Below are 15,922 nucleotides of genomic sequence, written 5' to 3' on the forward strand. Positions count from 1 at the left end.
TCTCAGACGGATTTGTCGCCGATTTCTTTCAATACATCTTCAAGATTCACCCCCGCGGGGATGTCGCGTCCACCCCTAAGGAGAGATGGTGCTTCGATTTGCTCGAGATACGCGTGTAATGCATCACCGTAGAGTGTGGTTGTCCACCGCGATTTGTTCTGTCTGGGTTCAACGTCCTGAACAAGCGGAACTTCAGTCCATGTAGCGGTGCTTTCTGGGCGTTTCTCGCAATCGATACCTGCAAAGTCTCGGGCGAGCCGGGTGATTGCCCTCTCGTCATCTGGTTCTCGTCGAACCTTCGAATCGAGTTCTGACGAAGAGATACTCCCGTCGTGATTAGCAATTTTGTCGAAGACATCGCGGGCCGGAACGCCTCGCCATTCTTTGTTGTTCAGGGATGCTATATCCTGCTCGAATCTCTGTCTTATCTCATTCTTCTCTATCAGTTGGTTGTCAGTGAGAATTTTTTCGACTTGCGCGTCGGACGCGAACCCAGTAAGTACCACTGGTGAACTTGGTGCCCCCATATCGAAGTTATATCGTTCGCCGAGTTGTTCCAAAACATGGTTGGTAACTTGTTCAACGATCCACGTCGATGAAGCAAGCTCCTTCCTGTCGAGAATGTTGTCCACATGTTGACGGATTTTTGCTTGTCGTTCATTGGTTCGTTGGATCGGTTGGACGAGTTCACGGTCAGCCATATCGAGCTGGGCATCAGCGCGCATCACACTTTGGCCTGCTCGCTCTTCGAGTTTCTCTAAGAGCATCGTGGATTCGTTGCGGACTCGCTCCCCGGTACGTTCTCCCAGTTTCCACTGATTTAACCAGAGACCCGTGAATACTCCCCAGATTACATCCGCGGCGATATCTGATTGTTCAACGTCGCGAATATTGGGAAAGAGCATCATTCGGCGAACCATCGCTCCGAGTTTCGCACCGAAAACGGTCGCCCGTGATTGCCCTCCCGGCGCTGGTGTGCTCGTCAACTCCGAAGCGAGTTCCTCGGCCGAAGGTCGTCCCTCGATGCCAAGGAGTTGTAACCATCCATCCAGCCATGTGTCTGGGGTAAGGAATCCATCGCGCACGTCGAATACGTGTTCGTCTGTCTCATCATGTTCCGCATCCATAGATCCAAGATTAGTAACTCCGTTGGCGAGGAGTCTCACATCCTCACATAGGAGGTTCAGGCGGGTAGCCAGGCGGTTTACCTTTGTGGTAATATCCTCACGAACTCTCGACTCTCGGTATGTGCCAGTATCTCCGGTCTCGAGGTAGACTCGCTGACTTTCGCTGAGATGGTACGCCTTTCGCCCGCGCTTTTTCGTGTCAGTATTGTCCGAAGACATATTTATAGTCGAGATAGAGTACTCTTTCGGAGTACTTCAATGTTATCAGCAGTTCCCAGTAGTAACTACAATGCGTCTCACAAGACAATTGTTCGCACGCGGAAAACTCACGATACCTGCGCATATCCGTGAAGAACTGGAACTAAAAGACGGTGACCTCGTGGAACTGGATATTCGCCGTGTTCGGGAGGATGCCGAATGACCGACCCCAGTGCTGACGATTTGGCGCTCGTTGCGCGCCACGGAAGTAGTAACCTTATCCGATGGCTCGCTGCCGTCCAGCTCGCCGAACACGAGGATAAGCGCGACTACCTTGAAGGACTACTGACGGAGAACAAATGACGGTGCCGAGTGATGCACCCGACACCGCTTTATTGTCTGTCTCAGAAGTTACCCTTCCGAACCGTCCGCTATCGGCATTCGAACTTGATTACCTCTACGCACGCGACGGCGTTGAGGACATTCGCGTCGAACCAACATGGGAATCCGTCGATCCCCATATGACCGGCGCATTCGACGCGTTCGGAATTGTCCACGCCGGATGGACCGGAGCATGGGTACGCGAACCAGACGGATGGAAACGGCTTGCGGCATTTCGGGGTCGCCGACCCGTTCGTCTTACCGCCATCGTCGCCGAATACGAAGCCAGCAGACAAGACAGGACGCCATCACCACGTCGTACCGGGAGAGACAGTGATGACTAAGAAGCAGTTCAAGACTCGCCAGTCGGAAGAACTTCTCGCGAGATTCAAAGCCCTCCCCGGAACGAACACCGAGAATGTAGAGAAGGCGATGCGGATGTGGCTTGATGCGCAGGGACTGAAAAGCGAATCCGGCATCGAACGGGAAATCCGCCAGGTAGACACGGACATCAACGACATCCGCAAAGCAGCGAACGAAGAGATAGCGGAGAAACAGAAACGGCGCGATGAACTCACGACGATGCTCGAACATCGACGGAGTGAACAGTTGTCCTACGACACCATCGTCGCCCAAATCGCTGATGAGATGGCCGCAAATCCAGAACGGACTATCGAGGGATTCCATTCCGAAATGAACGATCTCCTCTCACGTACGGGCGTCACAGACTCCCGTGAGGACATTATCGCAGATATTCGCACACGTGCCCGCGAAAACGGAATCGAGATTCGATCCAATCAGTTGCAAAGTAGTGTAACTGCAAATACCCCGGCAGTTGCTGCTGACGGTGCGGTTGAGCATGAACAGACGATAAATACATCCCGTTACGACTTCGGGAACGACGACGAATGAACGACCCCCAGAGCATCTATCGGGAATATGGCGGTGAACTGCAGACGTTCATTCGGCGATACTGCGAGGACGAGTTGGGTGACCTGCTGCAGCAGTATCCCAACGAAAAATCGGATTTCTGGATCGATTGGCAAAATGTCTTTCAATGGGAATCAAACGTCGCGGACGACGTTCTGGATGCATATGCCACGTTCACGACGGTATTTCAGTACGCTATCGAGAATTTCGATAACCCGATCGACATCGACCTCAACGACATCGACGTCCGGATATATAACCTCCCGGACGACAGGGTGTTCAGAGTCGGTGAGACTCGTGCAGACGATGTCACGGACTTCGTCGGGGTTCGCGGCCAAATCTCGAAGACGAGTGCCGTGAAAGTCGTCCCGACGGAAATCGTATTTCAGTGCCAGCGATGCGGAACCTTCAACCACATCCCACAGTCCTTCGGGACGTTTCAAGAGCCACAACAATGCGAAGGATGTGACCGACAAGGGCCGTTCGACCTCATCTGGGAAGACTCCGAACACGGCGACCAACAGTATCTGCAGCTCCAGCGACCGCCCGAAGAGACCTTTGGAGGAACCGGTGAAACCATCCCCGTCGTCATTTCCGACGAACTGGTGAAGTGGGTGTCCGACCGTAACCTCGGTGCCGGTGCGCGTGTGACGGTAAACGGTATCTTGCGAATCGACGAGCACTCAGAACATAAGGGTGCGTTTGACAAATTTCTCGATGCGGAGTCGATAGAGGTCGAAGAACAGGACTATGAGGAACTCGACATCAGTAAGCACAAAGAAGAGATAGAGGCGCTGGCAGCTGGCGAACACGGCGACCCGTATGAACTGTTGGTCGACTCGTTCGCCACATCACACTACGGTGATGAAGCCATCAAAAAGGCACTTATCCTCCAGTTGTTTGGTGGCGTCCCCAGAACTGCTGCCGATGGGTCACATATTCGTGGCGACTTTCACTGTTTTCTTCTTGGCGACCCGGCCGTTGGCAAGAGCAACTTGCTCGAAGCGGCGAGAAAGCTTTCCCCGCGGTCGGTTTCGACTGGTGAAAGTTCGTCACGTGCCGGCCTTACTGCTGCAGCAGTCAAAGATGACTTTGGCGATGGAGAATGGTCACTCCAAGCAGGTGCGCTCGTCTTAGCAAATGGCGGTTTGGCAACCGTAGACGAGTTAGACAAACTCCGTGAAGACGCACGCGATTCAATTCACGAAGCACTTGAACAACAGACCGTCAGTGTAAGCAAGGCCGGGATTAACGCCACGCTTCCAGCACGAACCTCACTCCTCGCGGCAGGCAACCCGAAACATGGACGGTTTGATAAATATGACCCCAAAATCGAACAGATAGACCTTGATCCGGCACTCATCTCTCGGTTTGACCTCATGTTCACGCTCAAGGACGCCCCCGGCGAAGCGAAAGACGAGAATATCGCCCGGCATATCTTAGAATCAAAACGAAACGCAGTGCGGAAACAACGTCAGGGCGAAGACGATGTCGACGATATACCCGTTTCGCCAGAAGTCATTCGTACTTGGGTTGCGCATGCAAAACGGACAATCGAACCAGTAGCAACCGATGAGGCGAACGACCACATAGTCGACTTCTACAAGCGAATACGAGAGAAGGGGTACAAGAACAGAGACGCCCCGGTGCCGGTAACTGCTCGCAAACTCGAAGCAATAATTCGCGTGGCAGAAGCATCAGCCCGCATTCGACTCTCAAAGTCCGTAGAAGTCGAAGACGTCACCCGTGCAATCCGACTGATTGAGAAGTCACTCGAAGACGTCGGAGTCGACCCTGTCACCGGAGAGATGGACGTAGACGTTATCGAAACCGGGACGTCCAAAACCCAACGAGAACGCTATCGCATCGTCATAGACGCTATCTGTAAGAATGACTCTGGCAACGGTGCGAACATTGGCGATGTCCTAATTGATGCCCAGAAACACGGAATCGATGACGAAGCGGCGGCTCACGCTATTCAAAAACTGAGAAGCAACGGTAAAGTATATGGCACCGACAAGGCTCTCCGTCTCTCGAAAGAGTAGGGACGGACCGTTGGTACCATGGTACCATTTTTGGTACGTTGGTACCGTTCAGCTCGAATGTCTTTCTCGAAGAACTGGCCCTTCTCGGTACCACCGTCGAGAATCTGATATCATTATTGACACGATGATATCATTCGCATCGTGTGGCTTCTTTTTCTATTCATCTGGTCAGACAGCGATAGTGCCGAACTTCAGCCGGTCACTGAGGGGAAAGTGAGGTTAATTTTCTCTCCGCCAAGCCCACCCTTTACTGGTTTATTTGCCCCGAAGGACGAGAATTCCGACTAATCTGCCGTGTGCAGATTTACTCTTGTGAGACGTGTGGTTTCGTCTCCTCGTGCGGTTCGTGGTCGGTACCGGCCCACTGGTCCATGAGGCGTTTGGTTTCCGGCGGTAGCTTGCGGACGTCGTCCTGCACCATTTCGGTCGTGTCTGTCTCGGTGGTTGGTGGCTCGGGTGAGTAATCAACCCAGTCGAGAAATTCCATATGCACGTCCCACGCCGCCTTGTAGCGCCCCTCGGCACGCAACTGTTCGACCGTATGTTCGTACATCGCAACGGTTTGGAGTTCGATATCGTCCGTAAGATGGTCGGCCACCTCGTCACCGATGCGCGCCATATCCTTCGAAATCTGGGCTGAGGAGACACCGTACACATCGGCGAGACGGGCTTGATGGATGTTCTTTCGGGAGCCCGCCGCCAGCACGCGGTCAAGTAAATCCGCTCGGCGTTCGACGTATGTGTAGTCGGCGGGATTTTTACCTGGTGGTACGTTCGCGGCGAGGTAGTTCGCGCTCATTTTCCTAAAATAGTATTCTATTGCGAGGTATTAAAATTCGATTGACACCCCAAACTATTTCATCGCTGCTATTTACAAATAGGGTAAATGAATTCACGAATATGTGGATATACTATAAATGTACCCACCACGTCATTGAATCAATATACCACGAATGAATGGAACGTAACTGGAACTACACTGACTTGCCAGCGTCCCCCATGGAAAAGAAGCCCCGATAACCATTGTGTATGGCATGCTAAAACATCTGATAAAAACTCCGAAGATCTTCTAAACGCCCGAAAATCGACACCAGAACGGATCGATGGCGCATTTTTATCAGGCATCTCTTTATCAGAAATCACGTTTAAGAATTGCTCACTTCGTCGCGCTCGTTTCGACCACTCTCACCTTACTTCGGTTGAATTTCAATCGGCTGATTTGCGGAATTCGTCGTTACAAAATGCAAAACTTGTTAAAATTAATTTTTTCGGAGCAAAGGCTTCTCACTGCGAATTTACTAATAGTGAATTAATAGATGCGACCATTAGAAGTGCTGACTTGGAAGGAAGTGACTTCATTAATGCTCAGTTGGTAGCTGTCGTTGGATACGAAGCAAACTTCAAGGGAGCAGATTGCCATAATGCACATTTTCAATATGTAGAATTTGATAAAACTACATTATATCGAACAAATTTCTTAGGAGCGTCTTTTAGCTGGTGTGGATTTGACAAAACTCAGTTCATAGTCTTAAATCAATTTGGACAGACCAACTTTAGTCAGTGTACATTTTCCAAATGTGATCTATCGAGTCATAGGTTCCCGGTAGCTGAGTTGTCTGGCTGTACATTTGAGGATGTGAATTTATCAAACGTAGATTTCAGCGGGTGTGACTTGGAAAATTGTAAATTTACAGAAGTAAATTTGGAAGACACTATCTTTAATCACGCAAATCTCAGAGGTGCTAAATTACCGAAATCAATAAACGAGTCTGCGGTTTTTGATGAAGCTAATCTACAAAAAACAAATCTTCAACGGCGGACGCTTACCGGTGTTTCTATGCAAGGTGCCAATCTTACTGATTCAAAACTCCAGCATGCTAATCTTACTGATTGTGATCTTAGCGATGCTGATTTTTCACATGCAGAAGTAACACATGCAGACTTAACAAATGCAACTTGTTCACGAGCAAATTTTGCTGATGCGAATTTATTGGGCGCGGATTTATCTAAAACAGATTTTGGGCAAGCCAATTTATCCAAATCTACATTAGAATTAACAACATTAGATAAGACGAGCTTTTGGCGGGCAAATCTAACTCGGGCAAATTTATTCGACACAAATGTGAATGCCCATTTCTCAATGGCGGATTTAACTGGTTCAATCCTTCGACAGGCAAACTTTGATAATTGCAAGTTTGATGGAGCTACACTTCGGGATAGTGATGCCAGAGATGCATCATTCAATCAAGCAAACTTAGAGCATGCTGCGATGGAAAATATATCTTTACAGGGTACGGATCTCCAGGATGCCAAGATATTCGGAACAACCTTTGACGGCGCACAACTTAATTCGGAGACAAAACTCATTGGAGATTGCCTTCCCTATGAAGATAAGAATTGCGTCTATGACCCTTCGAAAACTATATTCAGTCAGCTGAAAAAAAGGTGGTCTCAACGAAAGTTAGATCCAGTCACTGATTTTGAGAAAACTGGCAGTGTCTATGGTATTCTCGAAGAGCTCACAAAAAAGAATAATCTTCCTAATCAGGCGCGAACTTACTACCTCCGGAAGAAGGACATTCGTCGACAGAGTAGAAATCCACCTAATAATCTTTGGGACGAATTTTCATGGATGATATTCGAATACGGTGACAACCCGATTCGAATCATTGGTTCATCACTGTTTCTCGTTCTCATCTTCTCATCAATCTATCCATTAACAGAGCTTTCTAACTCAACGAATGGTTCTACATTATATTTTAAATTTCCAGGAAGTATTAATGCGTCGTTTGAAAGTTTCTATTTCAGTCTTGTCACCTTCACTTCGATTGGATCCAGTAGTTGGTATCCAGTTATGAATTTGTCTAAATTTATTGTCGGAATTGAATCATTACTTGGTGCAATTATGCTGGCACTCTTTGTATTTGTACTTGGTCGGCGATCGACTTGGTGATTACAAATTCCAAAACATATCTATGACTGTGGGGAAATTTGCTGTCTTAGGGGCCCGTATGCCATTGGCGAGACGGGCTTGGTGGATGTTCTTTCGGGAGACTGCTGCCACTATCCGGTCAAGTAAGTCAGCTCTCCACTCGACGTATGTGTAGTTGGTAGGGTCCTTGTCCGCTGGCACGTCTGTACCAAGATAATTAGTGCTCATCACCTCTCTCATACAAAATATTTTAGTTACTCTCTTAAATTCATATCCTAATTCACTGGTACATATTCTGGTGCTATTGCGTTGTGACAGTCTATGGTAGTTCCCCGTCAAGATGATTTCAGTTATTATTATATGTGTTGACCTTCTATGTCATCACAGTAGCTTTGAGAACCGATAATTGTTCAGCTGGAGTAATCGGTTATCAATGAAATATTCACGTGTTGCAAGTTAAATACGGTAAAGCACTCCTACAACACTATGACAACGTCAATTGATTACATGCGGAGGCTCGCAGAAGCAGGCATAGATGACCTCCTGCTACTCTCGCGCGAAACTGCTGAGCACGTACTCACGCAAAAACGGATGGAACTGGTCGAACAAATTTCAACAAACAATATCGAATCTATGCGCGACCTTGCACGCCACGTTGATCGGGATATTAGCATAGTAAAGCGAGACCTTGACATTCTCTATGAAGCTGGTGTGATTGAATATGAAACAAAAGGACAGTCGAAGCGGCCAATTCTCTCTCACAAAAATATCGCCGTCAAACCAATTGTATTTAATGGGGATGTGGTAGATTGAGTAGAAAACCAAATCAAACCACAAGAGATCAAATATTGTCTCGATTTTCCTCGTGTTTTCGTGCGTATATCGTCCAGTTATTTTCCAGATAATTTGCGGCCTCCCAAACATTCAACTCTACTTCTGGTTTTCTGTCATCTGTTCCTTTATATAGCTCATCGATATGAGAATATCCATGGCAATTATCGATGCGTACGATTTGTATTGACTCTCCCTTTTCAGCACTTTTATAGTACATTGTAACTGCGAAGCTCTCTGGATTATCATAACTCGGGTCGCACCTAATCATTAGTCGGTAAGTTCGTCCTTTGTAATCTCCGTCTAATTCGTATTCTATTTTCTTCATTTATTGTTGAAGAATGCATTTGACCCAACCCCAATTAAGTTTACTTTCTTTAGCGCAAGTTTGTTTGTATAGTGACGCCTCTGGAAAACGTTCCCTTCCTACTTCACCTTAATACGCGGGGTAATATAAGAGTGTTCAGACCGGAGCGAAAGTGATCGTTATGGGGAAATCTCCCACCGTAACGAGTGGATAATCTCCCGTCGTCTTTCGATTACCAGGAAAAGTGAACCTGACACTGCCGATACGTTTACCATTCAGCACGCAGTCATTTCACAAATAATACCCACCTCGCCATCGAACCAGTTGGTATCGTCGCAATCATCCTACTCATCTTCGCCATCCGGTTCACCGTCAAACTCATCTGGTGTCTCGGGGTGCTCGCCCTCGTCGTCGTCGCCGCACGTTACGCAGCGGGCGTGCTGGTGTAGCGCGACAAGAAATTTTCGAGTATCTCCCGACCGCACGCCGTGAGCACGCTCTCCGGATGGAACTGTACGCATTCGATCGGGTATTCGCGGTGGCGGACACCCATCACCAGTTCGTCGCCCGGGGAGTCAACGAAACAGGCGGACAACTGCTGGAGATCGTCGCCAGCGTTTATCAGCGTGGGCGAGTTCGGGATGAACGACAAGCCTTCCATCATGTCGCAGACCTCGTCTCGAACGGATTCGACGTGCTTCGTGATGATGGCAAAGTCGGCGACGCCGATCCGCGAGACGTATCCGACATCGCCGACGAACACCTCATAGATTTTCTTTGGAGTCGTGGATCATCGCCATTTTCCGGAGATTCGGCGCACTGGGCCATGTTTCCGTCGGGAACGCAACACACACGGCGTCGAAGTCATCAGAGTCCGTCACTATACTTCAGATATGTTGGACAAAATGGGAATCGTATCAGAAACTCGATTCCCATTAACCGGGGGTCGTTTCACGACAACAGTCTGTAGAGAGCGTCGAGATAAAAACCTCCGCAAAATGAGGGTTGACGGCGAGCACGAACGGGGAAATATACTGGAGGGGCGACATGAACCAAAGCCAGACCCGCGCCCAATGAGCGACCTCAGAGGTCAGCCAGTATCAGAAGGTGGGACAGCAGAATTGGCACAGTACGAACGGTAGCTTCGTCATCAGTATCGGTGACAACATCGATATCGATGGCCCACCGGTGGCACCATCTGATCGCGATGAACCATTTTCGAAGGCGCAATCGGAACGTAGTGGCGACACGGCCGTTTCCGTTCTGATATCATGTGGTAGTCAGCGATCCAAATATCGTCGGTTCTATTCATAGTAACAGTAAACACGCAAACTCCGCAGTCGGATCAGGACAGGAAACGTGAGGGTGAGATGCAAACCAAATTGCCTCTTCTGTGAAACCATGAACCGGCCAAGCGTGTATTTATTCGCGTGTCATGATGAGAGCAGATGGAACCGGAAAGGACAGTATAGACCCCGTTCGCATAATGGAATTATTCTCATCTCGGGCAAAAATCAGGTATTGTTCTGGTGTTACGGATCGATTGAGACAATGACTTTCTCTGCTACCAGCCCACCAGCCGCAACTCCTGCAACGACTCCCGGAGGATAGACAGAAGTGGTGACAATTGTGCTTCCTGCGGCCAGTCCACCAATGAGTGCGAACTTCCCAAGCGTCTTCGCGACATTTCCAATCGTCAGAATCTCTATCTCTTCATCATCGAAGTTAAAAGTGCCACTAACGACGTTCTCTGACCACTTTCAACCGAATTGTGCGGATGGGCTGCCAGTAACGCGTTGAAAATATCTCTTATCAGCAATTTGAATATTGATGACAAAGAGTAAGGGCAAAATGGCTGGTAATTGACATTTGGAAAATGCTAATAGGCAGTGTAGTGTATCTAATATTTGGGTCAGGGGGGGAATGGCAATCGATGTTTCAATATATATGGACAATGCAGATAGAGGGAATTCATTTTGGAACATTTACTATTGGTGTATTGCTTGGAATAATTTATATTAGGGAAGAGGTAATGGTAAAAAGTTATCTCAAGATTATAGGTGGTATTACTGGTGCATCTGGTGGACTTGCTTATGCCCTTAAAAAAATCCCTGCAATTCCACCTTCCGAACTACATTTTTGGGGATTTGTAATCGCTCCTTTTGCTATTGGAATTTCCCTATCCGTTCTTATTTTAGATTACTCTGGATTCTACGGTGGCCCAGGTGGGGGACCGGGTGGCGGAGAACGGCATGGTGGAGAACAGCATCTTGGCACCGAAGAAACTATCAGAGATTCATTTATTAAATCCATCACACCAATTGTGCTCTTATTCGGGAGTGCTATTATAGCTTACTTGGCAGCGAGTATTTTTCTTCTGTACTTAATGTCACTGACCGAAGTTCAATCTCTACTTCCGCGTATAGCTGGTGCAATAGTAATCCTGCTGTTGGGTTGGGCTCTTGGGCGAGTTACTGCTACCGTCGTTCGTCGTATCGCAGACCAAAGCAATTTCGATCGCATCATCGTTGATTCCTTATTTGGTCGCGTAATCGGCAGGAGTGAGAGTGCGATACTGAACGCCTTGGGGAAGCTCACTGCATGGTTTATCTATGTACTTGCAATTCTTACGGCCGCAGATGTGCTTGCAATTCAAGTGCTTTCGGAATGGATTGCAATGGCCGTCTCATACTTCCCCGCATTGATTGCAGGATCATTCATTATCGTGTTCGGCTTCTATGTGGCGGACTTTATCGGTGACCTACTCATGCGAACACGTGCAGCAGCTCAATCTTACTATATGGCATGGTTTGCAGCAGGAACTCGTATATTTCTGTACTTTACTGTCATGGTAATAGGACTCGACACGATAGGTTTCGATGTTCAGCTTTTGTATATCTTCGCTCGAGCTCTCGTCTGGGGAATAGCTATCGCAGCCGGGATAGCGGTTGGGATCGCGGTTGGTTGGGGTAGCCACGTCTACGTAGCCGAAAATGTTGAATATTTAATGGGTCAAGGACAACAAGATCCGGGGGGGTCGACTGCCCAACCCAGTGATGACTAAGTAATTGATTTCGATGAGATGCATACACGCCAGTCGGAAGCGACAAGTGAACTCTATCACAAATAGTGATAGTCAATCATCTCTCAGAAAATTCGGTTGGTGAGTAATATTTCGGTTTTCACAATTATTGCACTTAAATAATCACGCTTATTTTACGAACTATGCGGAGTTATCTGGAGAGGTGAGCCTCCAGTCCACACTGGCGGGCGAGTTCGTCCAAGTATCGACGCTTGGCAGATGCGCCTAATTTCGTGAGGAGATAGTGTCCTGTCTTCAGTTCCCGATAGGCCATCATTTCGTTGCCATTCGGGTGAGTCGGTGTGTCGTTCAGTAAGGCCCGATCTCCGTCCCCTCTTCCAGGAAGATATGGAAGCGAGATTCGCTCTAAAAGTTGGTAGTCGTCGATAAGGAATTCGACGGCGGCTTGCATCGCATCACTCTGGTTAGCCTTCTCGAATGTCTTGATGACCTCTCCGTCCTTGCGGAGGTCAACTGTACACTCACGTGGTCTGGATTCAGACCCAGAGACGGTCTCGGGTTCTTCAGAAAGCGGGCGACGAACGTTCTCCGTCGTGAGGAGTCGGAGCTCATCATCATCGGACGCAAATGCACTGTAGGTGACACACACAACATCGATACCGTGCTCGCGGAGAAAATCAGCCATTTCGAGCGAGAGGTCGGAGAACTCACGACCGACCAGAATCAGCCGCTGGTCGGTGTTGAACTCGCGTTTCGACAGGGGGTCGTCCGTGCGCGCAAAGAACTCGGAATGTTTCGTGCGGAGTGATGCCCCCTCGTCATCAATGAAGCTACGATACCGGTCGTCTAACTCCTCGTACTGCTCGTTTCGGATACTCGACGCATATTCCAGAGCCTGTGCGACGATGTCACGCGGTGTTCGGTTTCGCTTGAGTTCGATGATTACTATGTCTCCATTGCTGTCGAGCCCGATAATATCAAAAATGCCGCCTTCGCCGGGACTCCCCTGTTGGTCGATGTAGAGAATTTCGATACCGCCGATAACCGCCCCATCTGCACGGATAAGATAGTTTTCTAACGTCTTCTCCCGGGTGAGTTCGGTTTCGGCTATCCGATGCAAGTTATCATCGTCAATCCGATAGACTTCCATGAATGTACTACTGGAATCCCGTTGGATAAAAAATGAGTGTAGAACTCATTTTGGCCGTTCATTTGTGCTGAAGACCGCTTGCTTGGACGTCATTCAGAAACTATCGTCGCTGCTCCATCTTCTCCCGCTCCATCCGCCGGTCGTAGTGCTCGTCAATAACAGTCTGGGAGACGTTCGCCCGGTCGCTCACTACCCGTAGGGGTACATCCTGCTGTAACCAGTGCGTGATAGCCCCCGCCGAATGGCGTGTGATGAAATACAACTGGACACCGGTATGCCATCGCCCGCTTGCTTGCAGATATGAAAACCGTGGACTGGCTGTTCACTATTGGAATGTAGGAATCGCAGAAGCGGGCGTTGAACCCTTTGTTGCAGTGCTCCGTCAGGGATTCGAACCCTGGTCCTTGCCGTGAGAGGGCAAGATGATTGGCCGGACTACACCAACGGAGCGCATTTTTGAGTAATCGCACGGACTGTTTAACAGTTGCGTTTCGGACACGCTGTGGCCCGGTATGACACATCCAGAAGCACGAACACGCATGGCTCGGAAGTGAGACTGCCCGTAAAAAACGACGACCGCTATCGGTCGAGCGGCGACCCGGCTGCGTCCGGTTCGTGTCCGTCCAGACTGATGATGTTCTCGCGGCCGACGCGAAGCTTACTGATTTCGCCCTCGTCCTCCATCTCGGAGAGGAGCATACTCACTTTGGATTTCGACCAGCCGGTCTCCTCGACGATGTTCACCTGTTTCATCCGGCCGCCGTTCTCGCGAAGCAGCTTCTTCACGCGTGCTTCGTCGGTGAGCAGTTCTTCGTCGCTCACGGCCGGTTTGGACGTGCCAGCACTCGGCTCGGTTGGCGTTGCAGCCCCACCACCACCGCCTGGCGTGCTCTGACCGGACGAGAACGTGCCGAAGTTCCCCTGTCGCCAGGCGAACACCGCAGCCAAGCCGATGAGCAAGACGACGGCGGCGATGAACAGCATCATCGGTGATTCGGCGTTCGGGTTTTCGCCGTCGCCCGGTTGTGACGCCCCGCCGGGAGGCGTCGTCGTGGTGGTTTCTGCCGGGTTGTCCTTGAATTCCGCGAACTCCACCATTGGCCGTTGGTCGTTGAACTCGCGTGGTCCGCTCCACGAAACGGTGTCGCTCTTCGGGAGGGTATCGTGGGTTTTGTTCAGCCGATTCATCGGTTTCGCGGATTTGAACTTCATCCCCTCCTGCGCCTCGACGGTCAGTGTTTGGTTTTCTCCCAGGTAGAGACCGCCCTTGAACACGTCGCCAATGACGATAGACCCGTCGTCCTTTGCGGCGAAGGCAGTCCATTTGAACGACATCTCCACCACGCCGCGATTCTTATTCAGACCGCCGATATAGGCATTTTTCGAGAAATTTTCGGCTTTCATCACTCGCCCAGTTGCGTTCCCACCTGCATCAGTCAATTCGACGGCATTCGTTTGAAAGTCCGTATAGAGTTCCGTTTTCGAGTTATTGAACTCATTTGCGAACTGTTGGAACTGGTTCCGTTCCTGTTGGTTGTTCAACGTCCGTTCGTACCGGAACGTCCACTGAGCGGAACCGTTGTCGAAGACATAAATGTGAAACTCGACATCGTCGAACTCCTGGGAGGTGGTGATCGTCCGTGGAGTTGTCGGTGCATCGCTCTGAGTCGCCCCGAGCGCGGGTAACGACCCGATGAGCAGCACCGCGATGAGGCCGACAGCCAGGAGCCGTCTCATGTACATTATTCGTCCATGCCCGGATATAAAAGACCTTGTGACGTGCGCGCGTCAACGAACAATGTTCCCATGTGACACGACATGTGTTGGCGATTGCCATGCAGTTACGTCCTCACGTGGATCTGCATCGAGGACGACGATATCCGCTCGATACCCCTCTTCGATCGATCCGACATCCGAAAATCCGAGCAAGTCGGCGGCGTTGACCGTCGCGGCTTCCAACGCGTCCTCCGGCGTCAGCCCGTATTCGACCATCAATTCGAGTTCTTCGGGAATATCGGCGTGGAAGTTAAAGGGTGTTCCGGCGTCGGTTCCCATCGCAATCTTCACGCCTGCGTCGAGTGCGTATTCGAACGCATCCGCCATCGAATCTGCGGCTTCTTCGCCTTTCTCGACGACGTATTCGGGGATTCCAGCCTCAACACCTTCGGTCAGAATGCCATGCGACGCTTTGACGGTCGGAACCCAGTAAGTCCCCCGTTCGGCCATCAGTTCCGCCGCCTCCCTATCCATGAACGTTCCGTGTTCGACGCTCGAAATCCCGGCCCGGACGGCGTTTTTGATACCATCGGCTCCGTGCGCGTGCGCTGCGGTCGGAACGCGCTTCGCACTGGCGGCCTCCACGAGTGTAGTGAGTTCGCCTTCGTCTAACTCGGGTGCACCAGTAATCGCACCCTCGGTGAGAACGCCGCCAGTCGCCATGCATTTGATAACGTCCGCACCGCGTTTGAGTTGCTCCCTGACTGCTTTTTTCACCTCGGCACGCCCGTCGGCTTCACGCCCGAACCAATGGCCGTGCCCACCGGTCATGACGACGTTTTCACCGCAGGCGACCACGCGCGGGCCGTCGATAATCCCCTCATCGACCGCGTCTCGCGCGTCGATGGCGAGCGAGGTGGGTGCACCGAGGTCACGAACGGCTGTCACGCCGGATTCCAGTGCCGACCTGAGGTTTGCGGCCGCGCGGTAGGCGAGCATGGTTTCGTTCTCGCTGACGACGGAGATGACATCCGGGCGACCATCCATCATCATGTGAACGTGCGCGTCGATAAGACCCGGTGCGACAAACTTCCCGCTGACATCGATTTCTTCGTCGGCGGCGGGCACATCTCCCACGGAAACGATTTGACCGCCTTCGACCGCCACATCAGCTTCGCGAATCCCGTTTGCGTCTACCACGTCTGCACCGCGGAGTACGAGCATTACTGCCATGAGATCTCCTGACAAGAAAAGTATCGCGG

General features: G+C 50.3%; 14 protein-coding genes, 1 tRNA gene and 1 pseudogene. 8 read left to right on the forward strand and 8 right to left on the reverse strand.

What is annotated here, in order from left to right:
- Window positions 1-2 precede the first annotated feature (2 nt).
- A complete protein-coding gene (locus ACN2TU_RS03495) occupies window positions 3-1,346 on the reverse strand; it encodes a hypothetical protein (protein WP_435153006.1) in 1,344 nt (447 codons plus the stop codon).
- A 70-nt stretch (window positions 1,347-1,416) separates the two neighbouring features.
- On the opposite strand from ACN2TU_RS03495, the gene ACN2TU_RS03500 reads away from it, so the two are divergent.
- The 5 genes from ACN2TU_RS03500 to ACN2TU_RS03520 are packed head-to-tail and all read left to right on the forward strand — an operon-like array spanning window position 1,417 to window position 4,681.
- Window positions 1,417-1,548: an AbrB/MazE/SpoVT family DNA-binding domain-containing protein gene (locus tag ACN2TU_RS03500; RefSeq protein ID WP_435153008.1), complete on the forward strand. Its 132-nt coding sequence runs from the start codon at window positions 1,417-1,419 to the stop codon at window positions 1,546-1,548.
- Window positions 1,545-1,688 (forward strand): hypothetical protein, encoded by a 144-nt coding sequence (locus tag ACN2TU_RS03505; RefSeq protein WP_435153010.1) that lies wholly within the window; start codon window positions 1,545-1,547, stop codon window positions 1,686-1,688. The genes ACN2TU_RS03500 and ACN2TU_RS03505 overlap by 4 nt, the downstream gene beginning before the upstream one ends.
- Window positions 1,685-2,050, forward strand: coding sequence for a hypothetical protein (locus ACN2TU_RS03510; protein WP_435153012.1), 366 nt, complete (start codon window positions 1,685-1,687; stop codon window positions 2,048-2,050). Before ACN2TU_RS03505 ends, ACN2TU_RS03510 begins: the two co-directional genes overlap by 4 nt.
- Complete coding sequence (locus ACN2TU_RS03515) at window positions 2,043-2,618, forward strand: hypothetical protein (protein ID WP_435153014.1); 576 nt, start codon at window positions 2,043-2,045, stop codon at window positions 2,616-2,618. Before ACN2TU_RS03510 ends, ACN2TU_RS03515 begins: the two co-directional genes overlap by 8 nt.
- Window positions 2,615-4,681: a minichromosome maintenance protein MCM gene (locus ACN2TU_RS03520; protein WP_435153016.1), complete on the forward strand. Its 2,067-nt coding sequence runs from the start codon at window positions 2,615-2,617 to the stop codon at window positions 4,679-4,681. Before ACN2TU_RS03515 ends, ACN2TU_RS03520 begins: the two co-directional genes overlap by 4 nt.
- A 304-nt stretch (window positions 4,682-4,985) precedes the next feature.
- Here the strand turns inward: ACN2TU_RS03520 and ACN2TU_RS03525 are convergent, their stop codons facing one another.
- A complete protein-coding gene (locus ACN2TU_RS03525; RefSeq protein WP_435153017.1) occupies window positions 4,986-5,480 on the reverse strand; it encodes a hypothetical protein in 495 nt (164 codons plus the stop codon).
- An 87-nt stretch (window positions 5,481-5,567) separates the two neighbouring features.
- On the opposite strand from ACN2TU_RS03525, the gene ACN2TU_RS03530 reads away from it, so the two are divergent.
- Both ACN2TU_RS03530 and ACN2TU_RS03535 read left to right on the forward strand, forming a co-directional pair.
- On the forward strand, window positions 5,568-7,634 hold the full coding sequence (locus tag ACN2TU_RS03530; protein WP_435153019.1) for a pentapeptide repeat-containing protein: 2,067 nt from the start codon (window positions 5,568-5,570) through the stop codon (window positions 7,632-7,634).
- 465 nt (window positions 7,635-8,099) lie between these two features.
- Complete coding sequence (locus ACN2TU_RS03535) at window positions 8,100-8,426, forward strand: HVO_A0114 family putative DNA-binding protein (protein ID WP_435153021.1); 327 nt, start codon at window positions 8,100-8,102, stop codon at window positions 8,424-8,426.
- 28 nt (window positions 8,427-8,454) lie between these two features.
- Here the strand turns inward: ACN2TU_RS03535 and ACN2TU_RS03540 are convergent, their stop codons facing one another.
- Together ACN2TU_RS03540 and ACN2TU_RS03545 are read right to left on the reverse strand one after the other, a co-directional pair.
- Window positions 8,455-8,772 carry a DUF7718 family protein gene (locus ACN2TU_RS03540; protein WP_435153022.1) on the reverse strand — a complete coding sequence of 106 codons (318 nt, stop codon included), beginning with the start codon at window positions 8,770-8,772 and terminating at the stop codon, window positions 8,455-8,457.
- Between the two features lie 403 nt (window positions 8,773-9,175).
- A pseudogene (locus tag ACN2TU_RS03545) lies at window positions 9,176-9,457 on the reverse strand (glutamine amidotransferase-related protein); the annotation flags it as partial.
- A gap of 1,248 nt (window positions 9,458-10,705) precedes the next feature.
- Here ACN2TU_RS03545 and ACN2TU_RS03550 point away from each other — a divergent pair.
- Complete coding sequence (locus tag ACN2TU_RS03550) at window positions 10,706-11,815, forward strand: mechanosensitive ion channel family protein (RefSeq protein ID WP_435153024.1); 1,110 nt, start codon at window positions 10,706-10,708, stop codon at window positions 11,813-11,815.
- A gap of 169 nt (window positions 11,816-11,984) precedes the next feature.
- Here the strand turns inward: ACN2TU_RS03550 and ACN2TU_RS03555 are convergent, their stop codons facing one another.
- The 4 genes from ACN2TU_RS03555 to ACN2TU_RS03570 all read right to left on the reverse strand — a co-directional run bounded on the left by ACN2TU_RS03555 (window position 11,985) and on the right by ACN2TU_RS03570 (window position 15,884).
- A complete protein-coding gene (locus tag ACN2TU_RS03555) occupies window positions 11,985-12,944 on the reverse strand; it encodes a PDDEXK family nuclease (protein WP_435153026.1) in 960 nt (319 codons plus the stop codon).
- Window positions 12,945-13,319: 375 nt separating this feature from the next.
- A tRNA-Glu gene (locus tag ACN2TU_RS03560) sits at window positions 13,320-13,394 on the reverse strand.
- 129 nt (window positions 13,395-13,523) lie between these two features.
- On the reverse strand, window positions 13,524-14,681 hold the full coding sequence (locus ACN2TU_RS03565) for a helix-turn-helix transcriptional regulator (RefSeq protein ID WP_435153028.1): 1,158 nt from the start codon (window positions 14,679-14,681) through the stop codon (window positions 13,524-13,526).
- Between the two features lie 51 nt (window positions 14,682-14,732).
- A complete protein-coding gene (locus ACN2TU_RS03570) occupies window positions 14,733-15,884 on the reverse strand; it encodes a metal-dependent hydrolase family protein (RefSeq protein WP_435153648.1) in 1,152 nt (383 codons plus the stop codon).
- Between the last annotated feature and the right edge of the window lie 38 nt (window positions 15,885-15,922).

Source organism: Haladaptatus marinus (assembly GCF_051194195.1).